The 13,379-nt window shown below is 71.0% G+C and carries 12 protein-coding genes; 6 read left to right on the top strand and 6 right to left on the bottom strand.

Going from position 1 to position 13,379, the window contains the following annotated elements:
• Positions 1-65: 65 nt before the first annotated feature.
• The 3 genes from ACFV8T_RS13350 (at position 66) to ACFV8T_RS13340 (ending at position 5,334) form a co-directional block, all read left to right on the top strand.
• Entirely contained in the window at positions 66-1,322 is a 1,257-nt protein-coding gene (locus ACFV8T_RS13350; protein WP_385327103.1) for a sensor histidine kinase, read from the top strand.
• Complete coding sequence (locus ACFV8T_RS13345) at positions 1,319-2,014, top strand: response regulator (protein WP_385327101.1); 696 nt, start codon at positions 1,319-1,321, stop codon at positions 2,012-2,014. Before ACFV8T_RS13350 ends, ACFV8T_RS13345 begins: the two co-directional genes overlap by 4 nt.
• A gap of 164 nt (positions 2,015-2,178) precedes the next feature.
• Complete coding sequence (locus ACFV8T_RS13340) at positions 2,179-5,334, top strand: efflux RND transporter permease subunit (RefSeq protein ID WP_385327099.1); 3,156 nt, start codon at positions 2,179-2,181, stop codon at positions 5,332-5,334.
• 83 nt (positions 5,335-5,417) lie between these two features.
• On the opposite strand, the gene ACFV8T_RS13335 is transcribed toward ACFV8T_RS13340, so the two are convergent.
• Both ACFV8T_RS13335 and ACFV8T_RS13330 read right to left on the bottom strand, forming a co-directional pair.
• Positions 5,418-5,612: a DUF397 domain-containing protein gene (locus tag ACFV8T_RS13335; protein ID WP_385327097.1), complete on the bottom strand. Its 195-nt coding sequence runs from the start codon at positions 5,610-5,612 to the stop codon at positions 5,418-5,420.
• Positions 5,609-6,436 carry a Scr1 family TA system antitoxin-like transcriptional regulator gene (locus ACFV8T_RS13330; protein WP_385327095.1) on the bottom strand — a complete coding sequence of 276 codons (828 nt, stop codon included), beginning with the start codon at positions 6,434-6,436 and terminating at the stop codon, positions 5,609-5,611. The genes ACFV8T_RS13335 and ACFV8T_RS13330 overlap by 4 nt, the downstream gene beginning before the upstream one ends.
• A gap of 149 nt (positions 6,437-6,585) precedes the next feature.
• On the opposite strand from ACFV8T_RS13330, the gene ACFV8T_RS13325 reads away from it, so the two are divergent.
• Positions 6,586-6,894, top strand: coding sequence for a hypothetical protein (locus ACFV8T_RS13325; protein ID WP_385327094.1), 309 nt, complete (start codon positions 6,586-6,588; stop codon positions 6,892-6,894).
• A 203-nt stretch (positions 6,895-7,097) separates the two neighbouring features.
• Here ACFV8T_RS13325 and nadA read toward each other — a convergent pair whose 3' ends face one another.
• Entirely contained in the window at positions 7,098-8,294 is a 1,197-nt protein-coding gene (gene nadA / locus ACFV8T_RS13320; protein ID WP_385327092.1) for a quinolinate synthase NadA, read from the bottom strand.
• Positions 8,295-8,528: 234 nt separating this feature from the next.
• Here nadA and ACFV8T_RS13315 point away from each other — a divergent pair, with 234 nt between their 5' ends.
• Positions 8,529-8,885: an iron-sulfur cluster assembly accessory protein gene (locus ACFV8T_RS13315; protein WP_030933606.1), complete on the top strand. Its 357-nt coding sequence runs from the start codon at positions 8,529-8,531 to the stop codon at positions 8,883-8,885.
• Between the two features lie 103 nt (positions 8,886-8,988).
• Here ACFV8T_RS13315 and ACFV8T_RS13310 read toward each other — a convergent pair whose 3' ends face one another.
• Complete coding sequence (locus tag ACFV8T_RS13310; protein ID WP_385327090.1) at positions 8,989-10,476, bottom strand: hypothetical protein; 1,488 nt, start codon at positions 10,474-10,476, stop codon at positions 8,989-8,991.
• A 161-nt stretch (positions 10,477-10,637) separates the two neighbouring features.
• Complete coding sequence (locus ACFV8T_RS13305; RefSeq protein WP_266420286.1) at positions 10,638-10,835, bottom strand: hypothetical protein; 198 nt, start codon at positions 10,833-10,835, stop codon at positions 10,638-10,640.
• 160 nt (positions 10,836-10,995) lie between these two features.
• Here ACFV8T_RS13305 and ACFV8T_RS13300 point away from each other — a divergent pair, with 160 nt between their 5' ends.
• Positions 10,996-11,970 carry a carbohydrate kinase family protein gene (locus tag ACFV8T_RS13300; RefSeq protein ID WP_385327089.1) on the top strand — a complete coding sequence of 325 codons (975 nt, stop codon included), beginning with the start codon at positions 10,996-10,998 and terminating at the stop codon, positions 11,968-11,970.
• 14 nt (positions 11,971-11,984) lie between these two features.
• Here ACFV8T_RS13300 and ACFV8T_RS13295 read toward each other — a convergent pair whose 3' ends face one another.
• Complete coding sequence (locus tag ACFV8T_RS13295; protein WP_385327088.1) at positions 11,985-13,367, bottom strand: cysteine desulfurase/sulfurtransferase TusA family protein; 1,383 nt, start codon at positions 13,365-13,367, stop codon at positions 11,985-11,987.
• Positions 13,368-13,379: the final 12 nt, after the last annotated feature.

Here is a 13,379-nt window from a genome sequence, read left to right as displayed (position 1 = left end):
TCTCCGGTGTGCTCCGCGCGGGACCCGGTCCGATTCCCGCGCGACACGCCGTAACGTAGCTTGACGTGACCACCCTCGGAACCGGGGTCCTGCGCGTCCGGCACTGGCTGCGCGACCACCCTCTCGCGCTGGACGCCGCGCTGGCCCTGGCCGTGCTGATGGCCATGATCATCGGGTCGTTCGTCCACCCGCGCCCGGGGGAGGGGCCCTCCTTCGGAACCCGTCCGCCCGCGGCGAGCGGCGTGCTGCTGATGGTGGCCGGCGCCGTGGCGCTCATCTGGCGGCGGCGCAATCCCCTGGCGGTGCTCGCGGTCACCGCCGGGCTGACCGTCGTCGAGCTGGTGAAGGCAGACCCGCCCGCACCCGTGGTCATGGCCACCGTCATCGCACTGTTCACCGTCGCCGCCCGCACCGACCGGCCCACCGCCTGGCGGGTCGGTCTGCTGACGGTGGCCGTGCTGACGGCCGCGGCGATGCTCTTCGGCCCGGCACCCTGGTACAGCCAGGAGAACTTCGGCGTCTTCGCCTGGACCGGCATGGCCGGCGCCGCGGGGGACGCCGTCCGTTCCAGGCGAGCCTTCGTCGACGCGATCAGGGAACGGGCCGAACGGGCCGAACGCACCCGCGACGAGGAGGCCCGGCGGCGGGTCGCCGAGGAGCGGCTGCGGATCGCCCGCGATCTCCACGATGTCGTCGCCCACCACATCGCCCTGGTCAACGTGCAGGCCGGGGTGGCCGCCCACGTCATGGACAGGCGCCCCGACCAGGCCAAGGAGGCGCTGGCCCACGTCCGGGAGGCCAGCCGCTCCGCGCTCGACGAACTGCGGGCCACCGTCGGGCTGTTGCGCCAGTCCGGCGACCCGGCGGCGCCGACCGAACCCGCCCCCGGGCTCGCCGTCCTCGACGCCCTGGTCGACACCGTCCGCCGGGCCGGGCTCCCCGTCGAGGTGGCCTGCACCGACCGGCGGCCCCCGCTGCCCGCGGCCGTCGACCTGGCCGCGTACCGGGTCATCCAGGAGGCGCTGACCAATGTCCGCAAGCACGCGGGCCCCGGGGCGAAGGCCGAGGTGAGTGTCGTACGGGTCGGGGCCACGGCCGAGATCACGGTGATCGACAACGGCTCCGGCGGGGGCTGCGACGGCGACGGCGGCGGTCACGGCCTGCTCGGGATGCGCGAACGCGTCACCGCGCTCGGCGGCACCCTCACCGCGGGGCCCCGCTACGGCGGTGGATTCCGGGTGCATGCGATCCTGCCCGTCGAGGCCCGCACGGCGGAGTCCGGGAGGCCGGGCGCGGCGGGCCGGACGGGGGAAGACGCATGACGCCGCCCATCAAGGTGCTGCTCGTCGACGACCAGGCGCTGCTGCGCAGCGCGTTCCGGGTGCTGGTCGACTCGGAGGCCGACATGGAGGTGGTCGGCGAGGCGGCGGACGGCGCGCAGGCCGTGGAGCTCGCCCGCTCGACCCGCGCCGACGTGGTGCTGATGGACATCCGGATGCCCGGGACGGACGGACTCACCGCGACCCGCATGATCAGCGCCGATCCGGAACTGGCCGACGTACGGGTCGTCATGCTCACCACCTTCGAGGTGGACGAGTACGTGGTGCAGTCGCTGCGGGCCGGGGCGTCCGGCTTCCTCGGCAAAGGGGCGGAACCGGAGGAACTGCTCAACGCCATCCGGATCGCCGCGGCCGGCGAGGCGCTGCTCTCACCGGCCGCGACCAAGGGTCTGATCGCCACCTTCCTCGCGCAGGGCGGCAGTTCGGAGGGGGACGGGCCGAGCGCCGCGGAGTACTCCGAGCGGCTCGCCGCGCTCACCGGCCGCGAGCGCGAGGTGCTCGTCCTGGTCGCAGGCGGCCACTCCAACGACGAGATCGCCGAACGGCTCGTCGTCAGCCCGCTCACCGTCAAGACCCATGTGAACCGGGCGATGGCGAAGCTGGGCGCCAGGGACCGGGCCCAATTGGTGGTAATTGCCTACGAATCCGGCCTGGTGCGCCCCAGGGTGGAGTGACGGGTGGAGATACGGCGTACTCCACCTGCGGTATGCGCGCCGTGAGGAAGCGACCTGGGGCCGACGCTTTCTCCCTCGCCCGTAGGACATCGTGTAACTGGGCCGGGTCTGTCCCCGAGTGACCCGCCCACCTGCCGCGTAAGCCACAGAAGAGAGACCCACCCATGTCCTGGCTGTCCAGATTCAGCCTCGCGCAACGGGCCCTGATCGGACTGATCTCGATCGTCGCGCTCGTATTCGGAGCGATTGCGATCCCGCAGCTCAAGCAGCAGCTGCTGCCCACCATCGAACTCCCGATGGTGTCGGTGATCGCCCCCTATCAGGGAGCGTCCCCCGATGTGGTCGAGAAGCAGGTCGTCGAGCCGCTCGAGAGTTCCATCAAGGCCGTCGACGGCGTCACCGGCATCACCTCGACCGCCAGCGAGGGCAGCGCCGTCATCATGGCGTCCTTCGACTTCGGCAGCGAGGGCACCAAGCAGCTCGTCGCCGACATCCAGCAGGCGGTGAACCGCGCCCGCGCCCAGCTGCCCGACGACGTCGACCCGCAGGTCATCGCCGGCTCGACCGACGACATCCCGGCCGTCGTCCTCGCCGTCACCTCCGACAAGGACCAGCAGGCGCTCGCCGACCAGCTGGACCGCACGGTCGTCCCCGCCCTGGAGGACATCAGCGGCGTCGGCCAGGTCTCCGTCGACGGTGTGCAGGACCTCCAGGTCTCCATCACCCCCGACGACAAGAAGCTCGCCGACGCCGGTCTGAACGCCACGACGCTCTCCCAGGCGCTCCAGGCGGGCGGGGCGACCGTCCCCGCCGGATCCTTCTCCGAGTCGGGCAAGAGCCGCACCGTCCAGGTCGGCGGCGCCTTCACCTCCCTGAAGCAGATCAAGGACCTGCGGGTCACCGGTCAGGACCCGGCAACGGGCAAGCCCGGTACGCCGGTCCGCGTCGGTGACGTCGCCACGGTGAAGCAGGAGCCGTCCACCGCGGTCTCCATCACCCGTACGAACGGCAAGCCGAGCCTCGCCGTGATGGCCACGATGGACAAGGACGGCAGCGCCGTCGCCATCTCGGACGCGGTCAAGGACAAGCTCCCCGACCTCCGCAAGGACCTCGGCGCCGGCGCCGAACTGACCGTCGTCTCGGACCAGGGCCCCGCCGTCTCCAAGGCGATCTCCGGTCTGACCACCGAGGGCGCGCTCGGTCTGCTCTTCGCCGTCATCGTGATCCTGGTCTTCCTCGCGTCGCTGCGCTCGACCCTGGTCACCGCGGTCTCCATCCCGCTCTCCGTGGTTCTCGCGCTGATCGTGCTCTGGACCCGTGATCTCTCGCTCAACATGCTCACGCTGGGCGCGCTGACCATCGCGATCGGCCGCGTCGTCGACGACTCGATCGTGGTCCTGGAGAACATCAAGCGTCACCTCGGCTACGGCGAGGAGCGCCAGTCGGCGATCATCACCGCGGTGAAGGAAGTGGCCGGCGCGGTCACCTCCTCGACCCTCACCACGGTCGCCGTCTTCCTGCCGATCGGTCTCGTCGGCGGCATGGTCGGCGAGCTCTTCGGCTCCTTCTCGCTGACCGTCACCGCGGCCCTGCTGGCGTCCCTGCTGGTCTCGCTGACCGTCGTCCCCGTCCTGTCGTACTGGTTCCTGCGCGCCCCGGAGGGCGCCGCGGAGAACCCGGAGGAGGCCCGTCGCAAGGCCGAGGAGAAGGAAGCCCGCAGCCGGCTCCAGCTGCTCTACGGCCGGGTGCTGCGCTTCGCGACCCGGCGCCGTATCACCAGCATCGTCATCGCCGTCGCCGTGCTCCTCGGCACCTTCGGCATGGCCCCGCTGCTGAAGACCAACTTCTTCGACCAGGGCGAGCAGGAAGTCCTCTCCATCAAGCAGGAGCTGGCCCCCGGCACCAGCCTGGCGGCCGCCGACGAGGCGTCCAAGAAGGTCGAGAAGGTCCTCGCCGACGACAAGGGCGTCAAGGACTACCAGGTCACCGTCGGCTCGTCCGGCTTCATGGCGGCCTTCGGCGGCGGCACCGGCTCCAACCAGGCCTCGTACCAGGTCACCCTGAAGGACTCGGGCGACTTCGACGCCACGCAGAAGCGCATCGACGCGGCGCTCGGCAAGCTCGACGGCATCGGTGACACCACCATCTCCGCGGGCGACGGCTTCGGCAGCCAGGACCTCAGCGTCGTGGTCAAGGCCGCCGACGCGGACGTGCTGAGGAAGGCGTCCGAAGAGGTACGGGCCGAGGTCGCCAAGCTCAAGGACGTCACCGACGTCCAGAGCGACCTCGCGCAGAGCATCCCGCGGATCTCGGTCACGGCCAACGCCAAGGCCGCGGAGGCCGGCTACAACCAGACCACGCTCGGCGCGGCCGTCGCCGGAGCGGTGCGCGGCACCCCGTCCGGCAAGGCGATCATGGACGACACCGAGCGGGACGTCGTCATCAGGTCCGCCCACCCGGCCACCACGATGGCCGAGCTGAAGAACCTCCCCCTCGGCCCGGTGAAGCTCGGACAGATCGCCGACGTCGAACTGGTCCCCGGACCGGTCTCGATGACCCGGATCGACGGCCAGCGCGCCGCGACCATCACCGCCAAGCCCACCGGTGACAACACCGGTGCGGTCAGCACCGCGCTGCAGACGAAGATCAACGAACTGAAGCTCCCGGACGGCGCCACCGCCACCATCGGCGGTGTCTCCCAGGACCAGGACGACGCGTTCGTGAAGCTGGGCCTGGCCATGCTCGCGGCCATCGCGATCGTCTTCATGCTGCTGGTCGCGACCTTCCGGTCGCTCATCCAGCCGCTGATCCTGCTGGTCTCCATCCCGTTCGCGGCAACCGGCGCGATCGGCCTGCTCGTCATCACCGGCACCCCGATGGGTGTCCCGGCGATGATCGGCATGCTGATGCTGATCGGCATCGTGGTCACCAACGCGATCGTGCTGATCGACCTGATCAACCAGTACCGGACCCAGGGCATGGGCGTCGTCGAAGCGGTCATCGAGGGCGGCCGCCACCGGCTCCGCCCGATCCTGATGACCGCACTCGCGACGATCTTCGCCCTGCTCCCGATGGCACTCGGCGTCACCGGCGAGGGCGGCTTCATCTCGCAGCCGCTCGCGGTGGTCGTGATCGGCGGCCTGGTCACCTCGACGCTGCTGACGCTGCTCCTGGTGCCGACGCTCTACGCGATGGTGGAGCTCCGCAAGGAGCGCCGCGCGAAGAAGAAGGCCGTCAAGCGCGCCAAGAAGGCCGGCCTGCCGGCCCCGGCCGAGCCGGAGGAGACCTCCTCCGAGGAGCCGGAGCCCGCGAAGGCCTGATCCGCCCGGCATGACGAGGGGCCTGTCCCACACGAGCGTGTGGGACAGGCCCCTTCGGGTATCCGCTTGCTGCTTGAGCGCTGCTACTTGAGGGAGGAGACGAACGCGCCCCAGGCCGCGGCCCGGACGACGAGCGCCGGACCGGCGGGGTTCTTGCTGTCGCGTACGGGGACGACGCCGGGGAAGTCGTCGCTGATCTCGACGCATTCGCCCCCATTGGAATTGCTGTAGCTGCTGCTGCGCCAGTGGGCGGTGCTCAGCTCGGGGGAGTGGGTCATGGTCGGTAGCCCTCCATCGCGGTCCGGATCAGTTCCGCCGACTCGGCCAGGGGGAGGGAGTTGGCGCGCAGTACCTCGTACTGCCGCCGCCACTTCTTCACCGCGGCCGGATCCTCGTAGAGATGACCGGCCTGAATGCCCTCCTCGTACGCCACCGAAGTGCCGTCGGGCAGGGCCAGCAGAGTCAGCGCGCCACCCAGGAGCGAGTGGAGTCCCGCACCGAACGGCATCACCTGAACTTTACTGTTCGGAGTATCCACCTGCTCCAGCAGCGAAGCCAGTTGCTCACGCATGCAGGCCGGACTGCCCATCTGCCGTCGCAGCACGGCCTCGTCGACGATCGCCCACCGGAACGGCGGATTCTCCGAACGCTGCCGCTCCTGCCTCGACATGCGCGCGGTGACGCGTTCCTCGACCTGTTCGGCGCTCAGGTCCTCCTGGCAACGGAGAAACGTGCGCGCGTACTCCTCGGTCTGCAACAGCCCCGGCAGCGCTTGCGCGCCGTACTGCTCTATCACCTCGGACCGGAACTCGAAGTCCATGTACCGCTGGTACTGGTCGGGGTGGATCTCGCGCCGGGCGAGCTCGTAGAGCCCGTGGAAGTGGTCATCCGTCCCGAAGGCCATGTCCAGTCGGCTGGGAATGTCCGGCGGCGGCATCAGGTCGGCCGTCTCGATCCGGGCCAGCGTGCTCTTGCTGGAGTTCACGATGCCCGCGAGCTGCACGAGCGACAGGCCCGCCCGCTCGCGGTGGCGGCGCTGCTCGGAGCCGAAGTAGTGGCGGGCGGACAGATAAGGGGTGAGCGGCTGGGGCTTGAACGTCACGGTGCGTGCCTTTCGTGTGTCCCGTTCCCAAGGCCGGGACAGCGGCGCCCTGTTGGGGCGACGTTCCCCAGGGCGACGATTGCGGCACACACCGTAACCACCCTCTCGTGCGGTGCGCCAGAGGGCCTGCTCCGGAGGTAGCGACCGACATGATGTTCGACGGGCAGGGCCGGGCCCTGCGACTGCTCCCGTGGACCAACGAGCGCGGCGGCCCGTGCTGGCTGAGCGCGGCGGACCCGGACAGCCGCCTCTCCCGGATGGCCGACGAACTGGAGGCCGACATGATCGCCTCGGCCGAGTACGTACTGGAGCAGGCCCGGGAGTTGTTGGCGGAGACCGTGGTGGGAGAGCGGGAGCTACGGTTCGCGGGCACCCGGCTCGCCGAGTCGCTGGGGGACACCCTGCGGATCGCGGAGAGCCGGGGCAGGCGGCTGGAGAGCGGCGGGACCGCCGGCTGACGGCGGGGCGGTGAGCCTCAGGCGGCCCCGCTGAGAGCCTGGACGATCCGGAGCCACGCCTCGCCGTGCGGGTGGGCGTGCCACGGAGAGGGCTGTTCGAGTGCCATATGGAGGAAAACGGCCCTTGGGGGCGTTTCGTGCCCGTACGCGAGCGGAAGGCCCCGGCACCGAGGTAACCGGGGCCTTCCTGTACGCCGGGGTCCCTACGGCAGCGCCAGCATCCGCTCCAGCGCGAGCTTGGCGTACTTCTCCGTCTCCGGGTCGACCTCGATCCGGTTGACCAGGTTGCCCTCGGCCAGCGACTCCAGCGCCCACACCAGATGCGGCAGGTCGATGCGGTTCATCGTCGAGCAGAAGCAGACCGTCTTGTCGAGGAAGACGATCTCCTTGTCCTCGGCCGCGAACCGGTTCGCCAGGCGGCGCACCAGGTTCAGCTCGGTGCCGATCGCCCACTTCGAGCCGGCCGGGGCCGCCTCCAGGGCCTTGATGATGTACTCCGTCGAGCCGACGTAGTCCGCCGCCGCCACGACCTCGTGCTTGCACTCGGGGTGCACCAGGACGTTGACGCCCGGTATCCGCTCGCGGACGTCATTGACGGACTCGACCGAGAAACGGCCGTGCACCGAGCAGTGCCCGCGCCACAGGATCATCTTCGCGTCGCGCAGCTCCTCGGCGGTCAGGCCGCCGCCCGGCTTGTGCGGGTTGTAGAGGACGCAGTCCTCCAGCGACATCCCCATGTCCCGGACCGCGGTGTTCCGGCCCAGGTGCTGGTCGGGCAGGAAGAGGACCTTCTCGCCCTGCTCGAAGGCCCACTCCAGCGCCCGCTTCGCATTGGACGAGGTACAGATCGTGCCGCCGTGCCGCCCGGTGAAGGCCTTGATGTCGGCGGAGGAGTTCATGTACGAGACGGGTACGACCTGCTCGGCGACCCCGGCCTCGGTCAGCACGTCCCAGCACTCGGCGACCTGCTCGGCGGTGGCCATGTCGGCCATGGAGCAGCCCGCCGCCAGGTCCGGCAGCACGACCTTCTGGTCCTCGGTGGTCAGGATGTCCGCGGACTCGGCCATGAAGTGCACGCCGCAGAAGACGATGTACTCGGCCTCCGGCCGCGCGGCCGCGTCCCGGGCGAGCTTGAACGAGTCGCCGGTGACATCGGCGAACTGGATGACCTCGTCGCGCTGGTAGTGGTGGCCGAGGACGAACACCTTGTCCCCGAGCTTCGCCTTGGCCGCACGGGCACGCTCCACCAGGTCCGGGTCGGACGGGGATGGCAGGTCGCCGGGGCATTCGACGCCGCGCTCGCTCCTCGGGTCGGCCTCACGGCCGAGCAGGAGCAGGGCGAGGGGCGTCGGCTGGACGTCGAGATCCTGGACGGGGTGGGCCGTGGTCACGTCACGCACCCTTTCTTCTCTGCTGAAAGCTTCTGCGAAAGCCTTTTCGTCTAATTGACGCTATCTATCATATCCGGTTCACGTCACTTTGACGATGGCCATAGTGTCGATGTGACGCATCCCCCCGGCCGACCGGTGTGCGAGCATGATTGGAACAGGCAAGCGCTCGGCCCGGAATGAATCCGCGGTCCCGACGGTTGCAACGTCGGCAAGCAGTCTCCGTACAACCCGGGAGAGAAGCAGATGTCCGTATCGGACGAGACCACCACCGTGAGCGACGGCATCCTCCTGTCCGACGCCGCCGCAGCCAAGGTCAAGGGCCTGCTGGAGCAGGAAGGCCGTGACGACCTGGCGCTGCGCGTCGCCGTCCAGCCCGGCGGCTGCTCGGGCCTGCGCTACCAGCTCTTCTTCGACGAGCGTTCGCTCGACGGTGACGTCGTGAAGGACTTCGACGGCGTCAAGGTCGTCACCGACCGGATGAGCGCTCCGTACCTGGGCGGCGCCTCCATCGACTTCGTCGACACCATCGAGAAGCAGGGCTTCACGATCGACAACCCCAACGCCACGGGCTCCTGCGCCTGCGGCGACTCCTTCAGCTGAGTCCTGAAGGCGGCGCGCACGCCCGAGGGCGGCGCGCGGAACGACACAACGGCGGCGGCCCCGGATTCCGGGACCGCCGTCGTCGTATCCGAGGGTCCGGCTCTCAGCCGCGGGGTACGTCGGCGCCCGACGCCGCGTCGACCACCCTCCGGTCGCCGAGCGGCGCGTCGAGCGTCACCTTCCGGGTCAGCTCCTTGGCGATCATGATGCAGACCTTCTTCCCGGGCTGCTTCGACTCCGTCACCCTCACGGTCACCCGGTCCGCGCCCTCGGTCGCGCTCGCGGTGTACGCACTGCACACCCCGCCCCAGAACGTCACCGACAGGGTCCGCCCGTCGGCGCTGTACGACAGCGACTGGCGGGACTTCTCCGCGTTCCCCGGGGAAGGCGTCGGGGCCGGTACGGGGGCGGTCGTCGAGGGTGCGTTCTTCGCCAGGTACGACGGGGCCACGGCGACCTGCGACACCGTGGTGCCCAGGCCGCCGGCGGCCGGCCGCACCGAGAAGAGCCAGGACGGTACGAGCGTCTGCTTGCCCGCCACGTACTGCACCGCCAGTCCGAACACCGCCTTCTCGACCGTCACGGTCGTCGTCGGCCGCTCCGCCCCGGTCCGCGCCCCGCAGTGGGCCTTCGGCGTCTTTCGGCCTTCGTCCAGTGGTACGGGGGCGGCGCATCCGCCGATGTCCGCGCGCGTACCCGTGCCGGGCGCCGAACCGTTCAGCTGCTCCAGTGCCCCGGCCGCGCCGATCACCGGATAGCTGTCGCCCTTCGCCAGGCCCTTCAACTGCCCGCTGCCGCCGACCACTTCACCGTCCGGGCCCACCTGGATCCCGGTCGACCAGCCGTACGTGGGAAGGCCGTCCACCTTCGGGTCGGCGTTCACCACCCGTACCGAACCCATGAGTTGGCGGGTGTCCAGCGCGGCGTCGTCCTGGCCCGCCGCCTTCAGCACCGGTGTCGCGGCAGCCCTGGCGGCGCTCTCGCTCACCGGGGAGCCGCCGCCCGGAGCCGGCTGCTCGCCCGAACAGACCGTCGCTTTTTGGCAGTTGTCCGTACCGCCGGAGCCGTACCGGGTGAAGCTCCAGGTGCCCGGAGCCTGCTTCTCCACCCGCAGGACCGGGCCCGAACCGTCCCCGTCGGACCCCACCTTCCAGTACGTCTCCTCCGCCTGCGGCGTGCCCGCCAGCCCCAGCGCCTTCGCCAGCCGGGCCACCTCGGCCGCGGAGACGGTCCCCTCCGCGCGCTGCACGGCAGCCGTGCGCGGCCCCTCGGGCAGCTTGCCGGACGCGCGGTAGACCACCCGGCCGCCGTTCGGATCGGGCTCGCCCGGCGCGATGCCCCGTGGGGGGCCTCCGGGACTCTCGGGCGCCGTCGGAGTGCCCGCGTGCCCGCCCAGGGCCAGCGGGGGCGGGGTACGCCGCCCGTCGGCGTCCGCGCTGCCGCCGGACCTGCCGTCGCCGTCGGCCGCGGTCGCCGCCCAGTACGCGCCACCGCCACCGGCCAGCAGTACGGCTGCCGCCACCGAGGCCACGGCGAGCGGCGAACGCCGCCGGGGGCCGGTCACGTCGTTGTCGGGTCGCTCGGTGCTCACCGGATCGCTCCTTCGCCTGCATTGCCGTCACATGCCGTCGCCCGGCCTGTCGTCCGCCCCCGGATCGGGGACAACGATGGGACGGGGCAGCGGCGCGCACGGTTCCCGCAGGTTTCCCGCGCGGGGCGTCAGGCGCGATCGGTACCGGTCTTCGGCGCCTCTCAGTCGCCGTAGTCGGACATGGCGTCGATCAGCCGGGCGGAGGCGGCGGGCACGGTGACCCCGTGAATCCGGGACGGCGCGACCGGAACGGGGGCAGACTTCGGGTGGGCCACCCAGTGCGGAGCCATCCGCGCGCAGTCACCGCGCAGCTCGGCCAGGCTGATCTCGGACTCGCGCGTGGCGATGTGGTTCGACATAACCGCACCGTAGGCACCGCAGGCCACAGGAAGAAAGCCCTACTATCGGGTAGTTTTTCCCCCTTCAGGGCGGGTCCGGGGAACCGGTAGCGTGAACTGTCACGCCGCCCCGGGAACACAGTCACCCGTTCCCCCCGATCTCCGCAGGAGCAGTCTCCCCGTGCGAATCGCAGTCACCGGCTCCATCGCCACCGATCACCTCATGACCTTCCCCGGCCGTTTCGCCGACCAGCTGGTCGCGGATCAGCTGCACACGGTCTCGCTCTCCTTCCTGGTCGACAACCTCGACGTGCGCCGGGGCGGTGTCGCCGCCAACATCTGCTTCGGCATGGGCCTGCTGGGCACGGAGCCGATCCTGGTCGGCGCAGCCGGCTCCGACTTCGACGAGTACCGCGCCTGGCTCGACCGCCACGGCGTCGACACCGGGTCGGTCCGGATCTCCGAGGTCCTGCACACCGCCCGCTTCGTCTGCACGACGGATGCCGACCACAACCAGATCGGTTCCTTCTACACCGGTGCGATGAGCGAGGCCCGGCTCATCGAGCTGAAGGCCGTCGCCGACCGGGTCGGCGGCCTCGACCTGGTCTCGATCGGCGCCGACGACCCCGAGGGGATGCTCCGCCACACCGAGGAGTGCCGCTCCCGCGGCATCCCGTTCGCCGCGGACTTCTCGCAGCAGATCGCGCGGATGGACGGCGACGAGATCCGGATCCTCCTGGACGGCGCCACGTACCTCTTCTCCAACGAGTACGAGAAGGGGCTCATCGAGTCCAAGACCGGCTGGACCGACGAGGAGATCCTGGCCAAGGTCGGCCACCGGGTCACCACCCTCGGCGCCCGTGGCGTGCGCATCGAGTGCGCCGGCCAGGAGCCGATCGAGGTCGGCTGCCCGGAGGAGGAGATCAAGGCCGACCCGACCGGCGTCGGCGACGCCTTCCGGGCCGGTTTCCTCTCCGGTCTCGCCTGGGGCGTCGGCCTGGAGCGCGCCGCCCAGGTCGGCTGCATGCTGGCCACCCTGGTCATCGAGACGGTCGGCACCCAGGAGTACACCCTGCGCCGCACCCACTTCATGGACCGCTTCACCAAGGCGTACGGCGACGAGGCCGCCGCCGAGGTCCGCACGCACCTGGGCTGATCCGGCGGACGGGCTCAGACGAGCCGGCGGACCACATAGGCCGAGCCGCGGTCCGCCGGCTCCTCGCCCACGTACTCCTGCTCGCGCATGGCGCACCAGGCCGGGATGTCCAGGCGTGCCGCCTCGTCGTCGGAGAGCACGGTCACCGTCCCGCCCGGCGGCACCTCCCCGATCACCTTTGCGAGCTCGATCACCGGGATCGGGCACCGCTTCCCGAGCGCGTCGACCACCAGGGACGCGGCCGGGGCGGGGGAGGGGGGCACCGCAGCGGGCGCGCCCAGCCTCTGCCGTACCTCCGCCACCACCCGGGGCAGCACGTCCAGGAAGCGGTCGACGTCCTCCTCGGCGGTGCCGTTCGGCAGCGACACCCGTACGTTCCCCTCCGACAGCACTCCCATGGCCCTGAGCACATGGCTCGGCGTCAGCGTGCTGCTGGTGCAGGACGAGCCGGACGACACGGAGAACCCGGCCCGGTCCAGCTCGTGCAGCAGTGTCTCCCCGTCGACATAGAGACAGGAGAAGGTCACCAGGTGCGGCAGTCGCCGCACCGGGTCGCCGACCACCTCCACATCGGGCACCGTCTCCGCCACCGTGGCCCTGATGCGGTCCACCAGGGCCCGCAGCCGTACGGACTCGGCCGCGGCCTCGGCCCGCACGGCGCGCAGCGACGCCGCCGCGGCGACGATCGCCGGAATGTTCTCGAAACCCGCCGCCCGTCCCGACTCCCGCTCGTCGGCCGGTCCTTGAGCGGCGAACCGCACCCCCTTGCGCACCGCCAGCAGCCCGACGCCGGAGGGCCCGCCCCATTTGTGCGCGCTGCCCACCAGCAGCGACCAGCCGTCCGGCACCGGCTCCCGGCCCAGCGACTGCGCGGCGTCCACCAGCAGCGGCACCCCCGCCGCCCGGCAGACCTCCGCGACCCCGGCCACCGGCTGCTCGGTGCCGACCTCGTGATTGGCGGACTGCAGACAGGCCAGCGCGGTGTCCTCGCGCAGCGCGTCCGCGAACGCCGCCGTGCTCACCGCCCCCGACCGGTCCACCGGGACCTCGGAGACCGATCCGCCCTGGGCCTCATGGGCGGCCGCCGAATGGAGCACCGACGAGTGTTCGACCGAGGAGACGACCAGATGGCGGCCGACACGCCGACGTCCCGCGAGAGCCCCGGACATCCCCGAGTGCACCGCCCGGGTCCCCGAAGGGGTGAATGTGAGCTCGTCCGGACGGCATCCGACGGCCTCGGCGGCGGCCTCCCGGGCGGCGTCCAGCAGCAGCCGGGCCCGCCGTCCCTCGCGGTAGAGCCTGGCCGGGTCGGCCCAGCCCTCGTCCAGCGCGGCAAGCAGCGCCTGACGTGCGACGGGGTGCAGGGGAGCGGAGGATGCGGTGTCGAAGTAGGGCACGCGGCCACGCTA

This window comes from Streptomyces sp. NPDC059832 (genome assembly GCF_042731715.1).
Lineage (GTDB): Bacteria > Actinomycetota > Actinomycetes > Streptomycetales > Streptomycetaceae > Streptomyces.
The sequence above is the reverse complement of the archived record's forward strand: the minus strand, read 5'-3'. Positions and strand labels throughout refer to the sequence as shown.

What these genes read in the sequence shown, in the direction of transcription:
- ACFV8T_RS13345 (WP_385327101.1), top strand. Translation starts at nt 1,319, where the DNA reads ATGACGCCGCCCATCAAGGTGCTGCTCGTCGACGACCAGGCGCTGCTG.
- ACFV8T_RS13340 (WP_385327099.1), top strand. Translation starts at nt 2,179, where the DNA reads ATGTCCTGGCTGTCCAGATTCAGCCTCGCGCAACGGGCCCTGATCGGA.
- ACFV8T_RS13335 (WP_385327097.1), bottom strand. Translation starts at nt 5,612, where the DNA reads ATGACCCACTCCCCCGAGCTGAGCACCGCCCACTGGCGCAGCAGCAGC.
- ACFV8T_RS13325 (WP_385327094.1), top strand. Translation starts at nt 6,586, where the DNA reads ATGATGTTCGACGGGCAGGGCCGGGCCCTGCGACTGCTCCCGTGGACC.
- ACFV8T_RS13315 (WP_030933606.1), top strand. Translation starts at nt 8,529, where the DNA reads ATGTCCGTATCGGACGAGACCACCACCGTGAGCGACGGCATCCTCCTG.
- ACFV8T_RS13305 (WP_266420286.1), bottom strand. Translation starts at nt 10,835, where the DNA reads ATGTCGAACCACATCGCCACGCGCGAGTCCGAGATCAGCCTGGCCGAG.